Below are 1,322 nucleotides of genomic sequence, written 5' to 3'. Positions count from 1 at the left end.
CGACAAAAAAGACCGGCAAAATCACATCAATGGTATCGAGAATTTTTGGAACCAGGCGAAGCGCCACATGCGTAAATTTAACGGTATTCCGAAGGCACATTTCGAGCTGTATCTGAAGGAATGTGAGTGGCGATTTAACACTCCAAGTGCAAAACAGCAATTAACTATTTTAAAACAGATAGTTAAAGGTAAAATTTAAACCTTATCTAGGACAGCCCCGAAAAATAAATGGGTGCATATACCTTCTGACGAAATGCTCAAATATGGATCTGCGTTACATATTTTTCTAAGAAAGAATTGGAAGTTCCCGCTGTACTATTATCATTTACGTAATGGCGGCCATGTTACTGCTGCTAAACTCCATAAAAATAATGAATTTTTCTGCCTGATTGATATTAAAGGTTTTTTTGAGTCCACCACTCAAAGCCGCGTAACGCGCGAGTTAAAGAAAGTTGTTCCATATCAAGAGGCTCGAAAGATTGCTAAGCTTTCTACTGTTAGGCTTCCAAATGCTGTAACACATAAATTTGCTGTTCCATATGGTTATCCACAATCCCCAGTTTTAGCAACCCTCTGTTTACAAAATTCTTACGCTGGGTCGGTTATAGATTCCTTTTACAGGTCGGGAATTGTCACTGTTTCAGTTTATATGGACGATATCATCCTTTCTTCAAAGGATCTTGCCATATTAAACCAGCATTTCGAGTTACTTTGTGGGGCGCTAAGAAAGTCGCGATATGAAATTAATCTTTCAAAAACCCAGAGTCCTACTACAAAAATTTCAGTTTTCAATCTTGAACTTGGGCATCGACACCTTAAAGTCGAATCAGCAAGGATGATTCTATTCATTCAAGCCTTTGCTAAAACCCGTAACAAGCATGAAAAAAAATCCATCGCTAAATACGTTCATACCGTCAATCCTGACCAAGCTGAGAGACACTTTCCGAAGTGACGCGCTTCACCCGCCTTATGTTCAAATCATCTTCATGCGACACATTTGCGACACTTAGAAAGATAAAAACAAAAAAGCCACTCAGTTGAGTGGCTTAATTATTTGATTCTAAAGCTAAAATTTGGTGGCCCCTGCTGGACTTGAACCAGCGACCAAGCGATTATGAGTCGCACGCTCTAACCAACTGAGCTAAAGGGCCGGGAGCAAGATGATACATAAGTCAAACTAGCCACGCAATCCCGAGGGTTTCTGTAGCTCTCCCATTCCTGCATCTGATATCGTTAAATGGTAGAGTCTTGGGACATGGTGTAAATTCGGCAGGATGGTAAGCACCTTTGGCTTATCCGGTCAGGTAATGGTTAATCAGACA

2 protein-coding genes and 1 tRNA gene are annotated in these 1,322 nt (G+C 40.5%); 2 read left to right on the top strand and 1 reads right to left on the bottom strand.

From position 1 onward, the window contains the following. Both BBW68_RS08650 and BBW68_RS16415 read left to right on the top strand, forming a co-directional pair. The coding region (locus tag BBW68_RS08650; protein WP_148127548.1) for a transposase at positions 1-199 on the top strand (199 nt) is incomplete at its 5' end. 33 nt (positions 200-232) lie between these two features. Next, positions 233-952, top strand: coding sequence for a reverse transcriptase domain-containing protein (locus tag BBW68_RS16415; RefSeq protein WP_245675237.1), 720 nt, complete (start codon positions 233-235; stop codon positions 950-952). Positions 953-1,074: 122 nt separating this feature from the next. On the opposite strand, the gene BBW68_RS08640 is transcribed toward BBW68_RS16415, so the two are convergent. Continuing rightward, positions 1,075-1,151, bottom strand: a tRNA-Ile gene (locus tag BBW68_RS08640). Positions 1,152-1,322 lie beyond the last annotated feature (171 nt).

This window comes from Candidatus Erwinia dacicola, from assembly GCF_001756855.1.
In the GTDB taxonomy this organism is placed as follows: domain Bacteria; phylum Pseudomonadota; class Gammaproteobacteria; order Enterobacterales; family Enterobacteriaceae; genus Erwinia; species Erwinia dacicola.
The sequence above is the reverse complement of the archived record's forward strand: the minus strand, read 5'-3'. Positions and strand labels throughout refer to the sequence as shown.